General features: G+C 36.1%; 19 protein-coding genes. 18 read left to right on the forward strand and 1 reads right to left on the reverse strand.

Annotation, left to right across the window (positions count from 1 at the left end; genetic code table 11):
- Positions 1 to 72 precede the first annotated feature (72 nt).
- The 10 genes from AC2CGN_RS02465 to AC2CGN_RS02510 all read left to right on the forward strand — a co-directional run bounded on the left by AC2CGN_RS02465 (position 73) and on the right by AC2CGN_RS02510 (position 8,383).
- Positions 73 to 1,452, forward strand: coding sequence for a Kelch repeat-containing protein (locus AC2CGN_RS02465; RefSeq protein ID WP_484511925.1), 1,380 nt, complete (start codon positions 73 to 75; stop codon positions 1,450 to 1,452).
- Between the two features lie 113 nt (positions 1,453 to 1,565).
- Positions 1,566 to 1,697, forward strand: coding sequence for a hypothetical protein (locus tag AC2CGN_RS02470; RefSeq protein ID WP_484511927.1), 132 nt, complete (start codon positions 1,566 to 1,568; stop codon positions 1,695 to 1,697).
- A 29-nt stretch (positions 1,698 to 1,726) separates the two neighbouring features.
- Positions 1,727 to 1,915, forward strand: a complete 189-nt coding sequence (locus AC2CGN_RS02475; protein WP_484511928.1) for a hypothetical protein — start codon at positions 1,727 to 1,729, stop codon at positions 1,913 to 1,915.
- A 169-nt stretch (positions 1,916 to 2,084) separates the two neighbouring features.
- On the forward strand, positions 2,085 to 2,267 hold the full coding sequence (locus AC2CGN_RS02480) for a hypothetical protein (RefSeq protein ID WP_484511930.1): 183 nt from the start codon (positions 2,085 to 2,087) through the stop codon (positions 2,265 to 2,267).
- 174 nt (positions 2,268 to 2,441) lie between these two features.
- Complete coding sequence (locus tag AC2CGN_RS02485; protein ID WP_484511932.1) at positions 2,442 to 3,152, forward strand: hypothetical protein; 711 nt, start codon at positions 2,442 to 2,444, stop codon at positions 3,150 to 3,152.
- 101 nt (positions 3,153 to 3,253) lie between these two features.
- Positions 3,254 to 4,150, forward strand: a complete 897-nt coding sequence (locus tag AC2CGN_RS02490) for a terminase small subunit (protein WP_484511934.1) — start codon at positions 3,254 to 3,256, stop codon at positions 4,148 to 4,150.
- Positions 4,137 to 5,417, forward strand: coding sequence for a PBSX family phage terminase large subunit (locus AC2CGN_RS02495; RefSeq protein WP_484511936.1), 1,281 nt, complete (start codon positions 4,137 to 4,139; stop codon positions 5,415 to 5,417). Before AC2CGN_RS02490 ends, AC2CGN_RS02495 begins: the two co-directional genes overlap by 14 nt.
- Before the next feature lie 100 nt (positions 5,418 to 5,517).
- On the forward strand, positions 5,518 to 5,724 hold the full coding sequence (locus AC2CGN_RS02500; RefSeq protein ID WP_484511937.1) for a hypothetical protein: 207 nt from the start codon (positions 5,518 to 5,520) through the stop codon (positions 5,722 to 5,724).
- 30 nt (positions 5,725 to 5,754) lie between these two features.
- Positions 5,755 to 7,251 carry a phage portal protein gene (locus tag AC2CGN_RS02505; protein WP_484511938.1) on the forward strand — a complete coding sequence of 499 codons (1,497 nt, stop codon included), beginning with the start codon at positions 5,755 to 5,757 and terminating at the stop codon, positions 7,249 to 7,251.
- Between the two features lie 4 nt (positions 7,252 to 7,255).
- Complete coding sequence (locus AC2CGN_RS02510) at positions 7,256 to 8,383, forward strand: phage minor capsid protein (protein ID WP_484511940.1); 1,128 nt, start codon at positions 7,256 to 7,258, stop codon at positions 8,381 to 8,383.
- Positions 8,384 to 8,506: 123 nt separating this feature from the next.
- Here the strand turns inward: AC2CGN_RS02510 and AC2CGN_RS02515 are convergent, their stop codons facing one another.
- Positions 8,507 to 8,812 carry a hypothetical protein gene (locus tag AC2CGN_RS02515; RefSeq protein WP_484511942.1) on the reverse strand — a complete coding sequence of 102 codons (306 nt, stop codon included), beginning with the start codon at positions 8,810 to 8,812 and terminating at the stop codon, positions 8,507 to 8,509.
- Positions 8,813 to 9,018: 206 nt separating this feature from the next.
- Here AC2CGN_RS02515 and AC2CGN_RS02520 point away from each other — a divergent pair, with 206 nt between their 5' ends.
- From AC2CGN_RS02520 to AC2CGN_RS02555, 8 genes are all read left to right on the forward strand, one after another.
- A complete protein-coding gene (locus AC2CGN_RS02520) occupies positions 9,019 to 9,678 on the forward strand; it encodes a hypothetical protein (RefSeq protein ID WP_484511944.1) in 660 nt (219 codons plus the stop codon).
- A 70-nt stretch (positions 9,679 to 9,748) separates the two neighbouring features.
- A complete protein-coding gene (locus AC2CGN_RS02525) occupies positions 9,749 to 10,669 on the forward strand; it encodes a capsid protein (protein WP_484513136.1) in 921 nt (306 codons plus the stop codon).
- A 47-nt stretch (positions 10,670 to 10,716) separates the two neighbouring features.
- On the forward strand, positions 10,717 to 11,028 hold the full coding sequence (locus tag AC2CGN_RS02530; RefSeq protein ID WP_484511946.1) for a hypothetical protein: 312 nt from the start codon (positions 10,717 to 10,719) through the stop codon (positions 11,026 to 11,028).
- A gap of 8 nt (positions 11,029 to 11,036) precedes the next feature.
- Positions 11,037 to 11,420 (forward strand): head-tail connector protein, encoded by a 384-nt coding sequence (locus AC2CGN_RS02535; protein ID WP_484511948.1) that lies wholly within the window; start codon positions 11,037 to 11,039, stop codon positions 11,418 to 11,420.
- A complete protein-coding gene (locus AC2CGN_RS02540; RefSeq protein WP_484511950.1) occupies positions 11,420 to 11,764 on the forward strand; it encodes a putative minor capsid protein in 345 nt (114 codons plus the stop codon). Before AC2CGN_RS02535 ends, AC2CGN_RS02540 begins: the two co-directional genes overlap by 1 nt.
- Positions 11,764 to 12,093: a minor capsid protein gene (locus AC2CGN_RS02545; protein WP_484511951.1), complete on the forward strand. Its 330-nt coding sequence runs from the start codon at positions 11,764 to 11,766 to the stop codon at positions 12,091 to 12,093. Before AC2CGN_RS02540 ends, AC2CGN_RS02545 begins: the two co-directional genes overlap by 1 nt.
- On the forward strand, positions 12,094 to 12,492 hold the full coding sequence (locus tag AC2CGN_RS02550) for a phage tail terminator protein (protein WP_484511953.1): 399 nt from the start codon (positions 12,094 to 12,096) through the stop codon (positions 12,490 to 12,492).
- A complete protein-coding gene (locus AC2CGN_RS02555; RefSeq protein WP_484511955.1) occupies positions 12,493 to 12,936 on the forward strand; it encodes a phage tail tube protein in 444 nt (147 codons plus the stop codon).
- Positions 12,937 to 12,986: the final 50 nt, after the last annotated feature.

The following is a 12,986-nucleotide window of genomic DNA, read 5'->3' on the forward strand; positions in this document are numbered from 1 at the left end:
TTAATTTTTCATTACATATTTTGGATTAAGTGCTTTATACTTACTACAAGTAGGGATTTTAGGAGGATGAATATGGTAGAAACAAATTGTTGTGGTGGCTTATATATAAACGGAGCAAATGTATCGTCTGAGTGGGAACAAATTGCTTCCTTCCCAAAAGAAATTCATTATTCTAGTGCTATTGCTTTCGAAGGGAAAATTTACATTTTTGGCGGACGAGATAATAGTTGGAACTCCTCGCGAAATACGTTTGTGTATGATCCGCAGACAAATAAATATAGTCAAAAAGCAGATATGCCAATTGGTAAAAGTCACATAGATTCAATCATTGAATATAAAGGATATATTTATGTGATTGGGGGAATAACTGGAAAAGATATGACAACTAATTCGGCCCATAGATATAATGTAGCAACAGATAAATGGGAACAAATTGCGAATCTACCCTCAGGCAGATTTGGGATGTCGATTATTGAACTGAATGACCTGATTTATGTAATAGGGGGTTCAGAACCAGGGAAAAATGTAGGAATAGTAGAAGTGTATGATCCACAAAAAAATACTTGGTCAAGAAGAAAGGATATGCCAACACCTAGAAGGTATTCATCTTCCTTTATCTACAATAATAGAATCTATGTTGTGGGTGGTTATTCAGATAGCACATCAACAGCGGTTGTTGAAGTATTCGATCCGTTGCTTAATACTTGGTCGAATGCTACTTCGATGCATAAAGAACGAAATTCTTTTGGTATCACGAAACATAATGGCTATTTTTATGCTTTTGGAGCTGGTACTATCGAAAAGTATCTTCCTGAAGAAGATAACTGGATTCTCTTAAATTGTAAGATGCCAGAAAATATCAGCGCTTTCGGAACCGCTAGCGTATTGTCATCCACATATATTTTTGGAGGACTGAATTCATCTGGAATATCGAATAATGCATATAAATATACTCCAATTGAACTAGATGCACCAATAATCCAACTCATCGACAAGAACACTTTAAATTGGGAAGCGATACAAGGAGCAACTAGCTATAACGTTTACAGAAAAGTATCTGATGGTTCTTGTCAGTTAATCGCTGAAAATATCACTGATACAACGTTTGTAGACGATAATCAGGTAAAAGGGAACACATACCATTATGTAGTTAGAAGTGTGAATGAGAAGGGGATTAGCTGCCATTCAAACGAAGTCTCTGTTGAAATTGAAAATCCTCCTAAGTACAAACGGGTATTACTTGTAATCAGAACCGTGAATCACGATTGGTTTGAGTATGATTTAACAGAAGATGAGATAAATGATTTTATTCATTGGTATGATAATGTGCCATCAGAAGATTTAAAGTCATACTATGTGTTTAATAAAGACTTTAACATGGGTCCTTTCAAATCTAGAAAAGATCATATAGTACATGACAAAATTGTTTACTTTGAAATTAAAGAATATTAAGCACCGTTTTGGTGCTTTTTATTTTTGAAAAACCTATAACAAACATTTCCTTTTAAACTATGATTAGGTTAGGAGGAGGTGAGTAAAATGGTTAAAAAATAGACACTGTTTATTTGGTATACAAATTAGTAAGTGGCTTCCCTTTTAATGAGCAACTAGTAGGCTGCTATAGTACTGAAGAGAAAGCCGAAGAGGAAAAAGCAAAATACGAAATAGCACGCATTCAAGAAATCGAAGTAGAGTAAGGTCAATTTCTATTAAAGGGGATGTTAAAATGAATCCAGCAGAAAAGGTTGAGGAAATATTAAACGAACTATTGTACTTTTTTAAAAGTTTGGACCATCTACCAGAAATGAATAGTTTTGATGATGTAATGTGTGTTGGTAGTCATCTAGCTCTTGGGGCAGATATTGTAGATGAAACAATGCAAAATTTAGATGAGTTAATAAGTGCTAATCAATAAGATTTCAGGTCACGTTCTATGAGCGTGGCTTTTATTTTGCTTTGAAAACTGCATCAAACAGCCAAAACACTTTGAGTTGAGAGGGTAGAGTTTGGTGTGGTTTTGAGAGCAAAAAGTTGTTACATATATTTCATCTTCTGGTTTATGATTGGGTTGGAGGTGAATAAACATGAGTGATTTTCAGGAAAAATATCCGGATTTCAAAGAACGTTTCGTAAAAAAAGTTGAAGAGACAAGCTCAGCCACTGTAACTTTTGGTGCTGTTATGACACTAGCTGAATTGTTGCATGACAAAGGGTTGATAGAATATGAAGATTTTATAGAGCGAGTTTATGAAGAATTAGGCAAATAGTTTTTGGGAAAAGTCATGTCGAAGGATATGGCTTTTTATTTTGCCCTGAAAAGTGAGTATCGAGCAGTTTCCTCCTCCCCTGACTATTTGGTACTTACTTTTGAGAGTGAAATTTATAGAAAAACATTTCATATTTAAAATTTCTGGATTATTATTATGTAGGAGGTTTTATTTATGAAAATTTCAAAAATTTGGATATTATTTAGTATTATCATTATTATTTTAATTACACCAATGATATTAAGCCAAATAATTAAATTACCTTTAGGAGAATTAACGATAGGCGACGAAAATGCATGGGTTTCTTTTTTTGGTAGTTATATTGGAGGAGTAATAGGAGGTTTGATTGCCTTTGGTGTGGCCTGGGTCCAAATTAACAATCTTAAAAAAGAGATGTTAGAAAATCATCGTACATACCTATCTGCTGCAACACCAGTGAGAAATTTTTTTGAATCAAAAAAGATAAATAGAAGAGAAAAACATAGGATATTAGTGACTGAAGATGCAAAGGAAATGAATGCACTAGGAAAAGACACACCGTATTATTCCATTGTTAGATTTGGCGGAAGTCAAGTTGTTTGGGATTGCTCCATTGAAGTAATAGTATCGAAAGACAAAGATTTTATAGAAACAGATACTATTAAGGCATGGATAGATTTTTTTGAAAAAGATGAAGAAATTCTGATTCCCCTTTGTTCAAGAAAGTTGAATGAAATTCATCCGTATATTAAAGACTTAACAGTTGAATATAGGACTGAAAAAAATGAAAAAATTAAATGTTATCAATCAGAAGTTGAATTAATTAGAAAGCATTATCTTTTAGGTAAGAAGGAAAAATTATTAAATGAAATAAATGTTAATTATTCAACTTGGGTTGAAAAGTAACCGCATCTCATTAGAGATGCTTTTTTATTTTAGCAGGCAACTAGCATAATGGGGTGATTACAAAACAAACAAATGATGATGGAGGTGGTGGTGTATGAGATATGGCTAATTGGGATGAAATAAAACAGGAGTGGGAAACCACAAAGATTATACTTGCTGATCTCGCTGAAAAGCATGAGATAAAGCTTGGTACATTAAAGAGCCGAAAGAGCCGTGAGAAATGGTCTAGGGATGCAACTAAAAAGGATGCAACCAAAACAACAAAGGTTGCAACTATAAAAGAGGATGCACCCAATGATGAAATCGTTTATTTTACTGATGATGACGAAAGTGGTCTGAATGATAAGCAACGGCTATTTATTGCGTATTACGTTAAGTCGTGGAATGCTACCAAAGCATACCAGAAGGCTTATGGGTGTGCTTATTCAACAGCAATGGTTGAAGGTAGTAAGCACCTCAGAAACCCTAAGATTCGAGAAGAAATCGTTAAGGTTCGAGATGGATTGACTGAGGATGCACTACTTGATAAAAGAACACTAATTCAAAAGTGGATAGACATAGCATTCGCTGATATAACTGATTACGTGAAGTTTGGGAGGCAGGAAGAAGTCATATACAACGATGATGGTCAACCAGAGCTAGATATGCATGGCAACGTTAAGACCTATGCATTTAATTATGTGCATCTTAATGAATCTGCTGAGATTGATGGAACGCTTATTACTGAGGTTAAGCAAGGCAAGGACGGTATTAGCGTTAAGCTTGCAGACAAGATGAAAGCCCTAGAGTTCTTATCAAAACATATGGACCTGTTAAACGAACGTGAGTTGAAGCAGTTCCAAGTAGAGAAAATCAAAGTAGAAACCGACTTTGTAGAAATGCGAGCTGCTAAACTACGGGGCGATAAGAAAGATACTTCGATGCTTGATGCATTGGTAGAAGGTCGTAAGCGGTATGAGCAGATGATGAAAGAGCGTGAACAACATGGCGAAGGTTGATATTAAATTTAGTCCTAAACAGCTTGAAGCCATTTACCGAGACTATAATTACACGTTCGATGTTCTCGAGGGAACTCCCAGATCTGGAAAGACAACAGCAGGACATTTTCGTTATGCTGATTACTTAACATGGACAAGGGACACAAACCATTTAATTGTTGCTTACAACCAGGAACAAGCTTATCGTCTTTTTATTGACGGTGATGGCACAGGAATTAAACATATCTTTGGTAATCTCGCTGAAATAAAACACGATGAACACGGTTCACACCTTGAAATTCATACTCCAAATGGCGTTAAAAAGGCTTATTACAAAGGTGGAGGCAAATCTAATAGTGTTGGTGCAATCACTGGTATGTCGCTTGGTAGTGTGGTATTTTGCGAGATTAATTTACTTAACATGAAGATGATTCAAGAATGTTTTCGTCGTACCTTCGCTGCATTAGATCGCTATCATTTAGCTGATTTAAACCCACCAGCACCGCATCACCCCGTTATATCAGAGGTATTTGATGTTCAGAACACTCGCTGGATGCATTGGACAATACAAGATAATCCGATTATCACTGAAGAACGTAAACAAGAGATTTACGAGATTTTATCCAAGAATCCATATTTGTTTGAGCGTGACTGGGAAGGTAAGCGAGTGATGCCTCAAGGTGTTATTTACAGTATGTTCAATATGAAAGCTAATGTACTACCAAAGATACGAGGACAAATTTATGAAATGTTTTTCGTGGCCGATGGTGGGCAATCCGATGCTACTTCATGTAGTTGCAATATTGTTGTTAAATATGAGGGTAAATTCAGGCTATTACGTGTAGCTAACTACTACCATAGTGGTGCTGAGACAGGGCAAGTTAAAGCTATGTCCACTTATGCCAAAGAACTAGTTAAATTTAAAGATTGGTGTGTTAAAACGTTTGAAATGCGTTATACAGAGTTCTTTGTTGACCCTGCGTGTAAATCGCTTCGCGAGGAATTACATTTGTTAGGCATACAAACAAAGGCAGCAGACAATAATAATAAAGACGTTAAGGGAAGCTCGAAAGGGATTGAGGTAGGTATTGAACGCCTACAAAACTCAATGACTAACGAGCAATTTTTAATTGTGGAGACAGATAGTGAATACGATCACTACGATTTTTTAAAAGAGATTGGTATGTATGTCCGTTTAGATAATGGAGAACCAATCGATGACTTTAACCACGCTCTTGATGAGTGTCGTTATGCAAATAACTATTTTTTCAAAAGATATATAAAGTAAATTCTACACACTTTTGTTAAAAGACAAATGCGCAACCTTATACTTCTTTATGAATGAGAAACCGAATCTCATTTAATAAAAATTATAGGAGGTTGTAAACATGTTTACTGTTACAACTTGTATCTGTCAAAGAAAATATAAGGTGTTGCTTGACCAAAATAACACGGTTTTGAACGAAAATGAAGTTTCGCCTAAAGAAGTGGCGTTGCAAAGATTTTCGGATTCTTCAACAGTAAAAAGGGTATACAGTGATTGCCCTAACTGTAGTGAAGAAAATATCAATTTGATTAAAGATCCACTCGTATGAGTGGTTCTTTTTAGTTAGGTGGGTGATGACATGTTTAACAGGGCTTTAAACTGGATGAAAGGGGTGATGGTTAAATTGGGGTTAGTGCAAAAAATAAAAGATGTCTCGGATATAAAAAAGATACCGATGTCAGATGAAACCTACAAAGAAATTGAAAAGTGGCAGCAAATATATAAAGGCTACTTCAGCGAATGGCATGATGTTTTTTATCACACGGTTGCTAGTGGTCAACAAAAGCGACGCAGGGCATCGTTAAACATGGCTAAAATACTCAGTGAGGAAATGGCTAAGATAATCTTTAACGAGAAATGTGAGATTAATATTTCCGATGAGGGTACATCTAAGTTCATCCATGAAGTACTAGAGGATAATAATTTCTACAAGCAATTCCAACGTTACTTAGAATATAGTTTCGCCACTGGTGGCATGGTCGTAAAACCGTATGTTGATGATGACAAGATCAAATTGTCATACGTAAAAGCAGATTCTTTTATTCCAATCTCCTGGAATAGTAAAGGCATTTATGAAGGTGTATTTACCAACGTTACTATTGAAGGAAAGAAAACATATACGCTTCTTGAATGGCACCTATGGGAAGAGGGGCGATACGTTGTTAAAAACGAGCTTTATGTAAGTGAAAACATAAATGAGCTTGGAAAGAAGATTCCTTTATCAACTTTGTATGAAGATTTAGAAGAACAAGTACCGATGGAAAATGTGCGAAGAAGTTTATTTGTTTATATCCATCCGAATATTGCTAATAATATTGATTTAACCAGCCCTCTTGGTGTACCAATTTATGCGAATGCGCTCGATACATTAAAAAGTTTAGATATTGCATTTGATAGTTTCCAACGTGAATTTGTGCTTGGTAAACGAAGGATCATTGTACCTGAAAATATGATTAACACAGTTTTGGATAGAAAAAATGAAACATTTCGACGTTTCTTCGATGAAAATGACGAGGTTTATGAGGCATTAGGTGGGGAAATGGATGCTAATAAAATCCACGATAGTACTGTAGGTCTACGAGTAACCGAGCATGTTGATGCCATAAATGCTTTATTAAACCTCCTATCAATGCAAACAGGATTTTCAAGTGGTACCTTCACTTTTAATGGTCAATCAGTTAAAACAGCTACAGAAGTTATTAGCCAAGATAGTAAGACATTCCGCACTAAACAAACTCATGAAGTCGTGGTTGGTGAGGCTTTAAAACAACTGGTCGAAATTATTATCGATTTAGGTGAGTTGTACGAATTATTTGAGCGTCCAGCAAGTGGATATGATACAACGATTGGCTTTGATGATAGTATCGCTGAAGATGCTGCAAGTGAAATGAATAAGCAAATCCAATTAGTTAGCGCTGAATTAACATCAAGAGTAAGAGCGATTATGAAAGTGCATAAAGTACCTGAAAAAGAAGCTATAAAGATATTGCAAGAAATTAGAGAGGAGAATAATAGATCTTCTCCAGAGCATGATGAAATTGTGAAAGAAGTTAGTCTCTTTGGAAAGAAGGAGTGATTAAATGCCAAGACCAGTCATCACTCCATATCAATTTAATCTGTACACATCGCAGATTACAGACATTTATGTGGCTTTAGAGGATGAATTGTTCAGGCAGATTGCAAACCGCCTTAAAACGATTCCTGAGCATGATAAAGACTATGTTCTACAATGGCAAGTAGAAAAAATGCAACAGCTTCGGATGTTTAACCTTGAGACTATCAGAGAACTTTCAATAGCTACTGGCATTGCAGCCGAATCTATAAAACAAATGATAGAAGATGTCGGATACAAAACGGTACAGAGCATCGACGATGAGGTGAGTGGACAATATAGGCCATTGCCATTACCTACTCAAATGGATTTAACCTTAGAAAGTTATGTAAAACAAGCGTATTTGGAACTAGACAACTATGTTAATCAAACACTTATCACAACTACTTACGGTCAAGGTACAGCGGCTATTATGTATCGTAAAATTGTTGAGCAGACCACAGCACAGGTTTTAGCAGGCAATATGACCATAAATCAAGCCGTTGCTGATACGGTCATTAAATGGGCCAATAAAGGTATCGATACAGGATTTATTGATAAAAGGGGTCGAGTATGGCAGTTAGAACAGTATGCTGACACAGTTATTCGAAATACAGTCAACAATACTTACAACGAGTTGCGATTGTCTCGAATGGATGAATACGGTATTGATTTAGTGCTAGTTAACAGCTATGCAGACCCAAGACCAGCATGTGCAAAGATACAGGGTAAAGTTTGTTCAATGAGCAATCCTTCTAGTGATCCTAAGTATCCGTCAATCTATGAATTTGGATATGGTGAACCATGGGGGATAAGAGGCGTTTCGTGTCGACATATTTTGTACCCTTTCATTGAAGGATTGAATACAAATAACCAAATTCAGTACGATGAAAATGAGATGCGAGAGCAGTATAAGCTATCACAACAACAACGGTACTTTGAGCGCCAAGTCCGAAAGGCAAAACGTTCACTTAGTCTAGCCGAGGAAATTGGTGATGAAGTTGCAATTCAAAAGTACAAACAGTTAGTCCGTAATAGACAAACTAAAGTTCGTGAATTTGTAAACGAACATGATCTTGCACGCAGATATGATAAAGAGCGAGTAATTAAGTCGTAGAGATACAGCTTTTTATTATGCTCAAATGTAGAAATTGCTCCAAGAAACTTCTATCTCATGGAGCAACTACAAGAAAAAATATTGAAATTTTTTAATTCGACTTAGAGGTTTCAATTGAAAAAACTAAAAGCCGAGTTTTTTAGCGATATACTCTTCGGTTGCTGTACCTAGTATATCTTCCCAAGAATCAAACTTTGAGTTGTTTTTTATAAACTCATCCATTTCTTGATCAGGAATTTCTTCAATTGTTTTATATTTAGAGAAAATTTCACTATTTTCAAATTCAACAAAGCTATTGAATTTGGTGTTTTCAGCTAAAAAAGAATCTGTAAGTAATTCAGTAATTTGAATTGATTCGGTTTTTGATAAATCTTTAATATCATCTTGCATTTTCTCTAGTTTATTTAATCCTTTGATTTTAACTCCCATTTTTAACACCTCCTCCTTCTTGTAAATATTCTACATTTGAGGAGGAAAACCTTTAGTGACTTTTAAGTAGAAGTTAGAAAAAGTGGTCTACTTTTTTAAAACATATCAATCAGCATTCAATATTATCGAATGCTTTTTCTTTTGTCTTTATCCGTAGACGCCATAAAGAACGGAAGGAAAAATATCCAATATTGGAGGGCTTTATTATGAAGAAAGAAATGCAAAAACCGGTTTACCAGCTACCGACACCAGATGCTGGGTGGAGACCTTTAGATATTCAGATGTTCGCAGGAGAAGGTGATGCACCACCTGTTGACCCAACACCTCCCGCAGATGCACCGCCTGTAGATAATGGTGGAGGAGAACAAACACCACCTGAAAAGACATTTACACAAGAGGATGTCAATAACCTCGTTAAGCGTGAATCAAGTAAGCAGCAAGAAAAAATGTTGAAAGAGTTAGGTATTAGCGATTTTAAAGATGCTAAAGAAGGTCTAGCTAAATTTAAAGAGTGGCAAGATTCGCAGAAAACAGAGCAAGAAAAGCAAGCTGAACGTTTGAAAGAATTAGAAACAAATCAATCAACATTATCAGATGAAAACTCAGTACTTAAAGCTCAAATCAGTGCAATGAAAGCAGGTGTTATTGCTGATTATGTCGCGGATGTTGTGACACTTGCTAAAACAATGGTGAGTGATGATATGGACATGGATACGGCTATTACTAAAGTGGTTGAAAAGTATCCTCATTTTGCTCAAAAAGAAGAATCGCAACAGCAAGAACAATCAAAGCCAAAGTTTTCCCAAGGTAAACATGGTACCCAATCAACAACAGAAGCAGAGCAATGGTTAAACGCATTTAAGTAATTAAAAATTAGGAGGAACAAATACTATGAAACATGTTATTAAATCATTACCAAATTACCAAGGTATGAAAATGTTATTAAAATTAGATATTCAATATTTTGCAGCACCTAACTATGCAGAACTGTATACCCAAGCATTACAACAAAAATTCACAACTGGATTAATGTTTGTCGAGCTATACAACACGACCAACAACGCAAACATCAAGTGGACAAGCGCTAAAACAATCCAAATCCCACGTATTACAGTAGGTGGTTTTGTTGATGTGGATCGTGATGTAGTTGGTTCATTCACTCGTCGTACTGATAACGATTTTGAGCCAAAAACAATCGATCACGATCGTGAATTTAAAACGTTAGTGGATCCAATGGATGTTGATGAAACGAACATGGCACTTACTATTGCTAACATTACGCGCGTGTTTAACGATGAACAAAAGATTCCTGAAATGGACAAGTACGCAGCATCGAAATTAGTCACTGAATTTACTGCTCATGGTGGAACTGTAGATACTACAGCATTAACTACAGAAAATATCTTAGACATATTCGATGACTTTATGGCAGCTATGGACGATGCGGAAGTACCGCAAACCGGTCGTGTTTTATATGTAACACCAACTGTTAATAAGTTATTAAAAACTGCTCAAGGTCTCCAACGTCAATTAGATGTAGCTAGTGGGAACGCTGGTAATGTAAAACGTAGCATTTACTCACTTGACGATGTATCGATCAAAGTTGTCCCATCATCTCGTATGAAAACAGTTTATAACTTTACAGATGGTGCAGTAGCAGATGTGACTGCTAAACAAATTAACATGATTTTAATTCATCCATTAACAGTTATCACACCGCAAAAATATGAATTCGTTTCATTGGATAATCCATCCGCAGCGACAGGTGGTAAATATTTATACTTCGAACGCAAGTACTGGGATCTTTTCGTAATTGCTAAAAAAGTTGATGGAATAAAAATTAATACTGAAGCCTAAAGGGACTTTTTTTAGTCCTCTTTTAATTTTATTAGGAGGGAACAAACATGGGTAACGTAGTAAAAGTACGAAAAGGTAATCGCATTTTAGATATAGATGAAGGACGTTTATCGGCACATTTGCAACAAGGTTATGACCAAATTGACAGCGAAGGCAAAGTTGTTAAACGTGCAACTGGTGGGCGTAGCGTATCACTTGCTGAATACAATGTGTTAGTTGATGAGTTAGAAAAGTTAAAAAGCGTAGATCTAGCAAAAGAAAATGAAGATTTGACCAAAGAAAATAAAGCACTTAAAGCAAAAGTGACAAAGCTCGAAAAAGAGCTAGAAGCGAAACAACCCGATCCGAATGCAAAGTAGGTGTTAATATGCCATACCTAACTTACGATGAATACCAAAACTTTGGGTTTTCTGATGTAACAGCAGATGACTTTCCAAAACTAGAACAAAAAGCGAGTGATGTGTTAGATAGTATCACTCGTGACTTTTATCAACTTAATGATTTGGTGTCTGATTTTCCATTACGTAGAGATAAATTCAAAAAGGCTGTCGCTGCTCAAATTGAGTATTTTAATGACATGGGTGGCACAAGCGCTCATGAATTAAATAATCCTTTGTCTGTTTCGATAGGACGTACTTCTATATCTAGTGGTGCAAGAAACCAAGCAAAACTTAATAACATCGTTGCTGATGATGTCTATATGTATTTACGCAACACGGGGCTTTTATATAAAGGGATCGGGGTGATTTAATGTACATTAAGCCGTTGCCAAAGAGTTGGCTTATACACAACATCACCTATAAAGAAATCCTTAATAAAAAAGACGATTACGGGAATCCCATGTATAAGGAACCGATCGATATCGAATTTGTGCGTTATGATCCTACTACAGTGTTTAGTCGTGATAATACTCAAACAAAAATAGTGGCAGAGGGTGTAATCTTTGTGGATGCTGTTAACAGCTCACCGATTCCAGATTTTAAAGAGGAATCTATCATCATTTTTGAAGGTAGAGAGCTTATTTTAAAGAAAATAGTGCCTTGCTATCATCCTAACAAGAACAAAATCCATCACTACGAATTGGAAGTGATTTAATGACAGCGAGAATTAGAGTAAGTACGGAAATTAACGGCGTACGTGTGAGAGCTGAAGAACTAGTAAGACGTGGGCAAATTGCTTTTGTAAATCAAGTACACGCTGATTCCAATATATACGCACCAAAGCTTTCTAGTGATCTACGTAACCAATCAACTATCGCTGCAGACGGCAAATCTATTATTTGGAACGTTCCTTATGCTAGAAAGCAGTATTACAATTATGGTGCTAAATTTTCTACACCAGGTACTGGTCCAAAATGGGATGCGAAAGCACAGGCAATACATGGTGCTAGTTGGGTGAATATCGTAAAAAGGGCGATGAGGTAAATGGAATTAGATTTCTTAGTACAACTCAATCGATATATAAACAAACAAAATTTCTTTGCTAAAAGCGTAATTGGTGTACTCGGGGAAGAAGAAAGCTTATCCATCATGGCAATGCCAGGCGGCGCTGAAAAAGTATTTTTCGACGGTACTAGGGATAAAGCTTATCAAGTTCAAATCAATGCGAAAAGCAAGAAACAAGATAATTGTATCAACACTTTAAGCATGCTATTTCAAAATCTCGAAAACTTAACTGATTTACCATCTGATAATGGTAGTTACGACTACCAACAAACAAAAATAACTTCTTTGCCCTCACTCATCATGATAGATGAGCAGGGCTTTTTTATTTACGAATTATCAATTAGTGCAACAATAACAATTCATAAAGGAGTGGCTTAAATGGCACGTAAAAAGAACGCCTTAACGGAGTACTGGGTAGGCAAATATGAAGATGAAAATAGCAAAGCAGATTTACGGTTAGCGAAATGGATATCTTCTGTTACAGATGATGGTGAGGAAGAAACAGAGGAATATGCGTTTTATGATGGCGATGGCACGAAAGAAACAGATGTAATTTCGGTGAAAAAGGCATACACATTCGAAGGTATGCACGATATTGAGGATGCAGCACAAAAATTGATTGCAGACCTTGAGTTCGAAACAGGAGAAGCTCGTAAAATCATATTTAAGCAAGTTCGCACAGACGGCACTGAATTTGTAGGACGTGCTACAGTATCAGAAATCAAAATTACTGGCGGCGAAGCATCAGAATACGCACCATTCAATTGCCGTATTTCTTGGGATGCTAAACCAACTATGACAGTACTACCAGTTACACCCTGATGAGCCCGATGATTCGGGCAAAGAAACAGAAGAGGAAGAAACCAAAGAAT

The sequence above is a fragment of the Lysinibacillus sp. DFXJR4 genome (assembly GCF_057196045.1).

Bases quoted from the DNA above. Each gene is read 5' to 3' on its own strand.
- AC2CGN_RS02465 (WP_484511925.1), top strand. From the start codon at position 73: ATGGTAGAAACAAATTGTTGTGGTGGCTTATATATAAACGGAGCAAAT.
- AC2CGN_RS02475 (WP_484511928.1), top strand. From the start codon at position 1,727: ATGAATCCAGCAGAAAAGGTTGAGGAAATATTAAACGAACTATTGTAC.
- AC2CGN_RS02480 (WP_484511930.1), top strand. From the start codon at position 2,085: ATGAGTGATTTTCAGGAAAAATATCCGGATTTCAAAGAACGTTTCGTA.
- AC2CGN_RS02485 (WP_484511932.1), top strand. From the start codon at position 2,442: ATGAAAATTTCAAAAATTTGGATATTATTTAGTATTATCATTATTATT.
- AC2CGN_RS02490 (WP_484511934.1), top strand. From the start codon at position 3,254: ATGGCTAATTGGGATGAAATAAAACAGGAGTGGGAAACCACAAAGATT.
- AC2CGN_RS02495 (WP_484511936.1), top strand. From the start codon at position 4,137: ATGGCGAAGGTTGATATTAAATTTAGTCCTAAACAGCTTGAAGCCATT.
- AC2CGN_RS02500 (WP_484511937.1), top strand. From the start codon at position 5,518: ATGTTTACTGTTACAACTTGTATCTGTCAAAGAAAATATAAGGTGTTG.
- AC2CGN_RS02505 (WP_484511938.1), top strand. From the start codon at position 5,755: ATGTTTAACAGGGCTTTAAACTGGATGAAAGGGGTGATGGTTAAATTG.
- AC2CGN_RS02510 (WP_484511940.1), top strand. From the start codon at position 7,256: ATGCCAAGACCAGTCATCACTCCATATCAATTTAATCTGTACACATCG.
- AC2CGN_RS02515 (WP_484511942.1), bottom strand. From the start codon at position 8,812: ATGGGAGTTAAAATCAAAGGATTAAATAAACTAGAGAAAATGCAAGAT.
- AC2CGN_RS02520 (WP_484511944.1), top strand. From the start codon at position 9,019: ATGAAGAAAGAAATGCAAAAACCGGTTTACCAGCTACCGACACCAGAT.
- AC2CGN_RS02525 (WP_484513136.1), top strand. From the start codon at position 9,749: ATGTTATTAAAATTAGATATTCAATATTTTGCAGCACCTAACTATGCA.
- AC2CGN_RS02530 (WP_484511946.1), top strand. From the start codon at position 10,717: ATGGGTAACGTAGTAAAAGTACGAAAAGGTAATCGCATTTTAGATATA.
- AC2CGN_RS02535 (WP_484511948.1), top strand. From the start codon at position 11,037: ATGCCATACCTAACTTACGATGAATACCAAAACTTTGGGTTTTCTGAT.
- AC2CGN_RS02540 (WP_484511950.1), top strand. From the start codon at position 11,420: ATGTACATTAAGCCGTTGCCAAAGAGTTGGCTTATACACAACATCACC.
- AC2CGN_RS02545 (WP_484511951.1), top strand. From the start codon at position 11,764: ATGACAGCGAGAATTAGAGTAAGTACGGAAATTAACGGCGTACGTGTG.
- AC2CGN_RS02550 (WP_484511953.1), top strand. From the start codon at position 12,094: ATGGAATTAGATTTCTTAGTACAACTCAATCGATATATAAACAAACAA.
- AC2CGN_RS02555 (WP_484511955.1), top strand. From the start codon at position 12,493: ATGGCACGTAAAAAGAACGCCTTAACGGAGTACTGGGTAGGCAAATAT.